This is a genomic window from Synechococcus sp. H55.11, assembly GCF_047462475.1.
Classification (GTDB): Bacteria; Cyanobacteriota; Cyanobacteriia; order Thermostichales; family Thermostichaceae; genus Thermostichus.
Map to the genome: position 1 here is coordinate 24,925 of NZ_JANSJI010000313.1, position 7,848 is coordinate 32,772.

Annotated in this window: 6 protein-coding genes; 4 read left to right on the plus strand and 2 right to left on the minus strand. The window is 62.1% G+C overall.

What is annotated here, in order from left to right; translation table 11 throughout:
- Nucleotides 1-1,759 (minus strand): phospholipase D-like domain-containing protein (locus tag NW853_RS12415; RefSeq protein ID WP_414349153.1); only part of this gene is annotated, 1,759 nt, incomplete at its 3' end.
- A gap of 118 nt (nt 1,760-1,877) precedes the next feature.
- Here NW853_RS12415 and NW853_RS12420 point away from each other — a divergent pair.
- From NW853_RS12420 to NW853_RS12430, 3 genes are all read left to right on the plus strand, one after another.
- Entirely contained in the window at nt 1,878-2,045 is a 168-nt protein-coding gene (locus tag NW853_RS12420) for a hypothetical protein (protein ID WP_414349154.1), read from the plus strand.
- Nucleotides 2,046-2,328: 283 nt separating this feature from the next.
- Nucleotides 2,329-3,822: a YcjF family protein gene (locus tag NW853_RS12425; RefSeq protein ID WP_414349155.1), complete on the plus strand. Its 1,494-nt coding sequence runs from the start codon at nt 2,329-2,331 to the stop codon at nt 3,820-3,822.
- A 287-nt stretch (nt 3,823-4,109) separates the two neighbouring features.
- On the plus strand, nt 4,110-4,463 hold the full coding sequence (locus tag NW853_RS12430) for a DUF6464 family protein (protein WP_414349156.1): 354 nt from the start codon (nt 4,110-4,112) through the stop codon (nt 4,461-4,463).
- Here NW853_RS12430 and NW853_RS12435 read toward each other — a convergent pair.
- Entirely contained in the window at nt 4,460-5,914 is a 1,455-nt protein-coding gene (locus NW853_RS12435; protein WP_414335849.1) for a BCD family MFS transporter, read from the minus strand. The genes NW853_RS12430 and NW853_RS12435 overlap by 4 nt on opposite strands.
- Nucleotides 5,915-6,229: 315 nt before the next feature.
- On the opposite strand from NW853_RS12435, the gene NW853_RS12440 reads away from it, so the two are divergent.
- Nucleotides 6,230-7,696 carry a hypothetical protein gene (locus tag NW853_RS12440; RefSeq protein WP_414349157.1) on the plus strand — a complete coding sequence of 489 codons (1,467 nt, stop codon included), beginning with the start codon at nt 6,230-6,232 and terminating at the stop codon, nt 7,694-7,696.
- Nucleotides 7,697-7,848: the final 152 nt, after the last annotated feature.

The window sequence follows — 7,848 nt, forward strand, 5'->3', positions numbered from 1 at the left end:
ACCAGGTGACCCGATCCCGCAGTTGCTCAATCCGGGCCGGGCCGATGCCCTTGACCCGCTGCAGATCTTCCAAGGAGGAGAAGGGGCGGGCCTCGATGATGCGCTGCGCCAGGCCCGGGCCAATGCCGGGCAACTGCTCCAGCTCCGCTGCGGTGGCGGTGTTTAAGTTCACGCGAGAAGATTGCGGGGTAGCCGGCTGGGAAGGGGATCCCCTGTCAGGAACGGAGATCGCCTCGACTTCCAGCAGCTCCGGCTCTGCTTCAGATGGGGAGAGGGCAACGGGGACAGGGCTGGGGCAGAGGCGGGCTCTCTCTTCCGCCTGTTGCTGCAGGCGGCGGCTGGGGCCAAAGCGGGCCTCGGCAAGGAGCCGCTCGAACTCGCGCACAAAGTGATCCGCTACCCGCCCGTTGCGGATGATCAAGAGGTTTTCGTCGTTGAGGTGGTTGGCCGCCACCGACCAATTGTGGGATCCGGTGATCACCGTGGCCTGGGGGGTGCCGGGGTCAACGATGGCGAACTTGTGGTGCAGTTTGTCTCCCGGAGCGAGGTTGGGCACGCCCACAGAGGAGGCGGGCACTGTCCAGGGCAGGCGGGCCGCGTCCACCCGGCAGTTTTCGTCGGGGAGCAGCAGCCCCCACATCTCCAGGGTGCGGCTGTAGTCACGAAAGGCAAAGCCAGGGTCAAACAGGCCGCGAATTTCTACGTTACGCTCCTGGCGCACTTGCCTGAGCTGGTTGGCAATGCCTGAGTCGGTAAAGACAAACAGAGCCAGATCCACCTGCTGCCGCGCTTGGGCCAGGGTGGCCGCGATGAGGCCGTTGGAGGTGGCCTCATAGGGCAGGGAGCGGCTGGCAGGGGAAAAATGCACCCCCACGATGGCATCGTCAAGGTAAACCGTCTCCAGGGGGCGCCTGAGCTTTTGCACGCCAAAGCGGCTGTCGGGCGATCCCCCTGGCCCATCCCCCCACATGAGGTTGAATTCCTCGGTGTAGATGCGGGCCAGCTCGGGGCTATCGAGCAGCAGTAGGTGATTGGCGTTGCCCACACTGCCGGGGGCATCGAAATCCCCGTGAATATCGGAGAGAGTAAAATTGGCCGACCCGGTCAGCACCCGCTGCCCGTCGATAATCACAAACTTGTGGTGCATCAGGCCGCTGCCCTTGGAGCCGTTGGCGGTGTCATCCAGCCAGGGCACTTGCCCCCCATCGAGCAGGGCATAGACATCCCGGCTGGCGATCTCCTCAGGGGAGAACTGTCCGTCCCGGTTCACATCCACCAGGTGGCGGTACTCTTCGAACTTTTGACGGCTGCGCTCGTCCAGCGCCCCCACTTCGGCAGGGGTGAGCTGGTGCCAGGCCCGCACATAGGTGTTTTCGGTAATCACCCGCACCGGGATCCCGGCCTGCCGCCGCTCGGCTAGGGCTTGGGCAATGAGAGGCAGGTTCAGCTCCTGCACCGCCACATCCACCGACTGCCGGGCAGAGCGAATCTGAGAGATAATCAACTCCTCTAGGTTGTAGCCGTAGCGATAGACCTGGCGATAGGGATCTCGATAGGTGCTCTCGCGGCTTTGGTTGAAGGCCACCCGGATGCGGGGGTGCTGCGGCAGAGGGGCCAGGGTGGGCAGCTCTGGCTCTTGGGGATAAGGTCGGGGTCGGGGGCCTACCCAGTAGCCAATTGCCACCAGGAGCAGCAGCAGGGCAGCCCAGGGCAGCCAACGCCGCAGTTGCCGCCGCCAAGATGGGATCCCGTTCATCATCTCTCCAGACCTCACACCCCCTCAGGATACAAAAACTTCCAGACATCCTTGGCTGGGCCGCAAGTGGTCGTTTCGGGCATCATGGGTAGGGATAGGCAGTTGACGGGGGAGGCGCAGCGTGGAACGGCCTAAGTGGGTGGCTATTGTTACGGGAGCTTTGGCCATTGCCCTGGGGGTGGGCTACTTGCTCCTGGTGCAGCTACTGGACTACCGGGGGGGTGAGTTTCTGCCGGCGCCGCTGGAGCCGCCGGCGGTTTTGGCGGGGATCCCTGGCCACTTGGGCTGAGGACGCTCTCCAGTGCCTGCCTCTCTCGTTGATTCCCTAGCTGGGGTCAGCCGTCCCTGCGCTGGCTCACCCGAAAAAATTGTATGCTCAGCTACACTAAGCCCTATGCTAAAGAAGAGGCCGCGGATCCAGCTTGCGCCGGGGTTGCCAGCGGAGAGGGTTCAGCCGTCCTGAATTTGCGATCGCTTCTCTCACCTTTGTAGACCTCTGGATAGATCTTCAGAGCTTCTCTGGAGATCAGGCTCCGTTCCGGATCGGGCATTTGGGCAAGCTGTGGGTTGGCATGGTGTTGTCGCGCTCCACGTGGCTGTGGTTATTGACGGGGCTGGGCTTGGCGGCTCTCAGCCAATACCTGCAATGGGTTAGTGGCATCTACAGCTTTGTTGCTCCCTATTCGGTGCCGCTGGCAGATCTGCTGGTGGCCGGCATCCTGGGAGGAACGGTGGCGGCAGGGCTGGCGGTGCAGCGCTGGTGGCAACAGGCTCGCCAACAGCAGAGGGATCCAACCCCAGGCAAACGGCGGGTTAAGTTGACCCGGGATCAGGTGCAGGCGGATCTGCAGGATGTCGATCGCCTCATCCAGAAGCTGCAAAACGACATCAGCCGTCGCGCCTTGCAGGCCAAGATGCAGGAAATCGACCGGCGGCTGGCCCAGGAGGAATTGCACCTGGTGGTGTTCGGCACTGCCTCTGCCGGCAAAACTTCTCTGATCAACGCCTTGATGGGGCAGCCGGTGGGGGAAACCGCTCCCACCCTGGGCACTACCCAGCAGGGATCCATTCACACCTATCAACTGGAGGGCTGGAGCGGCCCCATCTCCCTCACCGATACCCCTGGCCTGCTGACCATCGGCGGCGCCGGCGAGGCAGAAGCGCGCGCCCTGGCCCAGAAGGCCGATCTGCTGATCTTGGTGGTGGCCGGGGATCTGCTGGCCTCGGAATATGCCGAGCTGCTGGAGCTGGCCCGGCTGGGGAAATCCACCATCCTGGCCCTCAACAAGACGGATCAAATGCTGCCGGAAGAGGTGGAGATCATCTTGGCCCACCTGCGCCAGCGCACCGCCGGCGTCATCCCCCCTGAGCAGGTGGTGGCCATTGCTGCCGACCCAGAGCCCTTGAAAGTCCGCTACTGCTTTCCAGACGGATCCCGGCAAGAAACCTGGGAGCCACAGCCCCCCGATACTGCCGCCCTCATCCAGCAGATGGCCCGCCTGCTGCAGCAAAAGGGATCCCATCTGCGCCTGGCCAACGCCCTGTTGCAGACCCAAACCCTGGGCGAGGCCGTCCAGCAGGCTTTGCGGGAAGAGCGCCACCAACAGGGTCGCCGGATCGTGGAACGGATGCAGTGGGCGACAGCTGCTGCCTTGGCCGTGACCCCTCTTCCGGCTTTGGATGTGCTGGCGGGGGTGGCCATCCAGGCGCGCATGATCGGCGAGCTGCATCAGGTGTTCGATCGCCGCATCACCCTGCAGCAGGCCCAGCAAATGGCCCACAGCCTGGCGCAAATGATCGTGCAGCTAGGAGGACTGGAGCTGGCCACCCAGGCCCTGGGCTCTGCCCTCAAAGCCAGCCCCTGGATGCTCATGGGGATCCCCCTGCAGGCGGCCAGCGGGGCCTACCTGACGCGGGTAGCGGGGCTCAGCTACCTGGAGTGGCTGCAATCGGGGGATCCCTGGCAGGAGGAGATTCTGCAAGAGCGGCTCAAGCAGCAACTCCACAACCGTCATCCGCTGGCTTTTCTCACCCAACTGGCTCGCCAAGCCCGCTCCAACATCTAGTCATTATCAAACAGCAATGAAACAGTTTGTTACGTCTCTAGCTCCCCTCTCCCTTTGGGAGAGGGGCTGGGGGTGGTCGCGTGAGCGGCGCGGAGCGCTTGGGTGTCCCTCTGGGAGAGGAGCCGGGGGTGAGGGGGCAAAGCGTCTCAATCTTGTTTGAAACGACTGTAAAGTCTGTACTAACTGTAGTCGGTGTTGCTGGGAAAAGCGGCACAGGTTTTATCATGGGTCAGACCCAGTCCAGCATTCTCAAGTCTGCTGCCCCAAACTGACTTCCTTGGCGCCCTATGTCTTCCATCAACCCGACCTTGCCCATTCAGTGGATCGATGCAGATTCGGGAGAGGTGGTGGAGGAATGCCCCTGGGAGAGCAGCCCCCATCCGGGCACCTACGTTCAACTGGCGGAGCAGCACTATTTGGTTTTGGAAAAGCGCCACTCCTACCAATTGCGGCAAGGCAAATATCACCTCTGCGGCATCCGCGCTCTGGTGCGCCCCGTGAGTTCCCCGCCTGAGGTTGGCCAATTTCTAGGGGATCCCTCCTGTCGGTTCAACGCCCGCTCGCCGCTGCTGCGCTGCGCCGTCAACCCCAGCGGGCCCTGCCAGGGCTGCCCCCACTACGAGCCGGCCCAGCGGCGTTAGCCTTCCAGCTCCAGCGCCAGCACCTCGGTCAGGGCGCGGCTGGTTTTCTCCCGGAACTCGGCTACGCTTACCCGTCCCAGCAAATACACCGCCAGCAGCATCACCGCCGCCTCCACCCCGAAGACGGTGGCGTAGGAGAGGACGGGGGAAGAGGGAAAGAGAATCCGCCCCAGATCCAGCAAGGCGCCACCAATGAGGGTAGAAAGCGCCTGCGACATGGCCTGTGCCAGGCCCCAAGCCCCGATGAAGGTGCCGGCGGTTTCTGCTGCCGTCAAGTCCAACATTAGGCTAATGGCGCCGTTGGTGGTGATCCCGGAAGCCAGGCCAAACAGGATCATGCACAGTTGCAACATCGCTGGCTCGCCCGTAAACCCTGCCAAAATGGTCAACCCAAAGGAGATCGCCACCAGCAGGCAGCCCAGCCGAGCCGTTGGCTGCTTGCCCAGCCTGGGCACGATCAGAAATCCGGTCACCACAATTCCCGCCAGAACGCCCAGGCTCCAGAAGGCGTTGAGCTGGGTACTTTGGGATACGGTCATGCCGAACACCTCGCCGCCATAGGGCTCCAGAACCGGCTGCTGGATAAACAGGCCCATGGTCATCAGAACCAAAAAGCCAAAGAAGATCAGGGTTTGGCGGCTGGCGGTGAGCACCTTGAGGGCCGTGCCCAGGGTGATCTGGTCTTCCCGCCCGGCCAAGGTGGAACGGGATCCATAGCGGGAATAGCGTTCTTCCACCCCCCAGGTGGCGATCACCCCCAGCAGGATCACCACAGCAGGAATAACAATGAAGAGGCGGTTGATCGTGCTCTGCAAGTTCTCGGGATCCAGGCCGCGCAGCAGCACTGCCGAGCCAATTGCCCCGCCGGCAATACCCACCATCAGCATCGACCAGACGATCCCCACCAACTGGGAGCGGTTGTGCTCATCGGAAACATCCACCAGCAGCGCCGCAAAGGGCGTGGAGCAGGCGCTCAGGCAAAGCCCATAAAGAGCAAACATCAAGGCGGCGAGAGCAATCCAACCGTAGGTAGCCAGCGACCAACCGCTACTGGCAAAGCTCTGCCCCAAACCCCACACCACCTGCACGGCCAAGAAGATGCACAGGGCAAACAGCACCGAGCCCAGGCGCACATAGCCGCTGCGGTGCGTCCCAAACAAAGGCTTGGCATCGGAAAGCTGCCCAAACCAGACGCGGGCCGGGGAAACCAACTGGTGCATGGCCAGGGATCCCCCCACCACCGTGGCCGGGATGGCCAAGAGATCCAGGTCGATCATGACCCGGTTGAGCACCCCCAGCGTCAGCAGCGACATCATCCCCAGGCCCATCTGAAATAAGCCTAGGCGAAACATGACGGGCAAAGGCAAGGGGGGCGCCGAAGGCTGAGACTCTGAAGAAATGGCCGTGGCCGCAGACACGTTGACCTCAGGATCCCGTTGGATGCTAGCCATGATTGACAAAGTTGGCAAAGGCGCTACAGCTTCTCATCGTAGCCCAGCCAACCCCGGATCCTGAAAAGAAGGAGAGGCCCCAACCCAATCCTGTCTGAGGGAACAAAGCTGAGCCTTAAATCTTTCCGCGCTGGGGTTTCTCTACTACACTGACAACTGACCTGGTGCCAAGCGAAACGAGCCTTCGGGCCGCGGCGCTCGGCAGTTGCCGCCCTTGCACAGACAACAAACCCAATCTCGATCTTGTTTGAGACCGAGAAGCAAATCCATAGACAACTTTCGCTCAAGTCGGCGAAGAATTTCCCCGGCAACCTTATGGCTGACGCAGTTCCAGTTCGTCGCTACGACCTGTTTGTGCAAGCCTCGCGGCTGCTGCAGCGCTATCGGCAGTTGACGCCGGAACTGCGTCCGGTGGGAGTGGAGGTGGCGCTGGCCATCCAGTACCATCGCGCCCAGGCCGGCTCGGGATCCCTTCTGCCGGCGGTGGGATCCCCCCATGGCCTGCCTCTGCAGCAGGTGGCCCAGCGCATTTGCGATCCCTTCTACAGCAAAGTCCACCCCCTGCTGCCCACCCTGCCGGAGACGGGGGAGCCCTTGGTGTGGCCCTTGTTCAACCAAGGGGAAAATGGCCTTGTCCAGCCCCTGGCGCCAAGCAAAGTGGGCGGCAAACTAGCAGAACGGCGCTGGCTCAAAGCTTGTAACAGCCAGGAGGGCATTGGTTGTCATGCCCTGGCAGCCCATCTGTGGCAGGACGAGCGTTTTCTGGCCGAAGACCGGGATCTGTGTCCCTTTCGCCTCTACGACGGGCGCTACCCCTTGAGCGTGGATCAAGGGCGGCAAACCTGCGGCTTCGACGATCACCCTTGTGGCTGGCAACCGGGGCATCCCAAAATGCTGCAGGTGGTGGGCAAGGGCAAGCAAGCGGAGATTTTGCTCCCCCACTGGACCGAGGACATGTGGGCCATGCTCATCCCGCCCCATCGCCCCCTGCCCATCTATCCTCTGCTGGTGCTGCTCTACTTTGGCCAGGAGACTCTGCAGAAGGGGCGGAGCAGCCTTTCGGTGGAGCAGTTTCGCCTGGATTTTCAGTTCAGCCACTCTCAACTCAAGCTGTTGTTCAACACCCACCCTGAGCACCCTCTCAATCGCCATCTGCTCGCTTTGGCAGCGCAACCAGAGGTGGAGTGGGGATCCGCCGAGCTGTTGCCCCAGATGCCGCCCCTTCTCCATCAACCTGCCGGGGGTAAGGTGGTCTTGGATCCGGATGAGCCGCCCCAGTTTCGCAGCAGTGGGATCCCTTCCTGTGCGGGGACAGACCCGCTGATGGCAGAGCGTCGCCGTCGGCGTCAGTTGGAGCGCAGCGAGCGCCACAACGAGATCTTGCACCACTTTCGCCGCTGGTTCCGCCTGGCCGGGCTGGAGGTGCGGGAAGACCAGCACACGTTTGACTTTCTGGCGGTGGCGGATGGAAACCTGCTTTTGGCCGAGGTGAAATTGCTACACCACAAAGATGCGGCAGAGGCGCTGCAGGAGGTGGTGGGGCAATTATTCTATTACGAGCGCTTTGCCCTCACCCCCTGGATCGAACAGGGCTTCTCCGTCCAGAAGGCGGCCGTTTTCGATGGCCCGCCCCCGGATCCCTACATTCGATTTCTGGAAGACCTGGGCATTGCCACCTACTGGATCAACGAACAGCAGATGATCGACGGGCCGGAAAGCTCGCTGCGTCTGCTGCGCCAGATGGAAGTGCGGGTGCGGCCGGATCCTGAGTTGGGAGATTAGCCTTTTTTTCGGCTCTAGCCTGACGGTCATTAGAGTCGTTTCAAGTAGCAATTCAAATAGCAATGAAATGTTTCTCTACGTCGTTATTTGGTACGCAACGCTGTCGCAAACGTGCCGGCAGCGCGGAGTGCGATCCCTAACTCCCCTCTCCC

What these genes read in the sequence shown, in the direction of transcription:
- NW853_RS12425 (WP_414349155.1), top strand. Translation starts at nt 2,329, where the DNA reads ATGGTGTTGTCGCGCTCCACGTGGCTGTGGTTATTGACGGGGCTGGGC.
- NW853_RS12430 (WP_414349156.1), top strand. Translation starts at nt 4,110, where the DNA reads ATGTCTTCCATCAACCCGACCTTGCCCATTCAGTGGATCGATGCAGAT.
- NW853_RS12435 (WP_414335849.1), bottom strand. Translation starts at nt 5,914, where the DNA reads ATGGCTAGCATCCAACGGGATCCTGAGGTCAACGTGTCTGCGGCCACG.
- NW853_RS12440 (WP_414349157.1), top strand. Translation starts at nt 6,230, where the DNA reads ATGGCTGACGCAGTTCCAGTTCGTCGCTACGACCTGTTTGTGCAAGCC.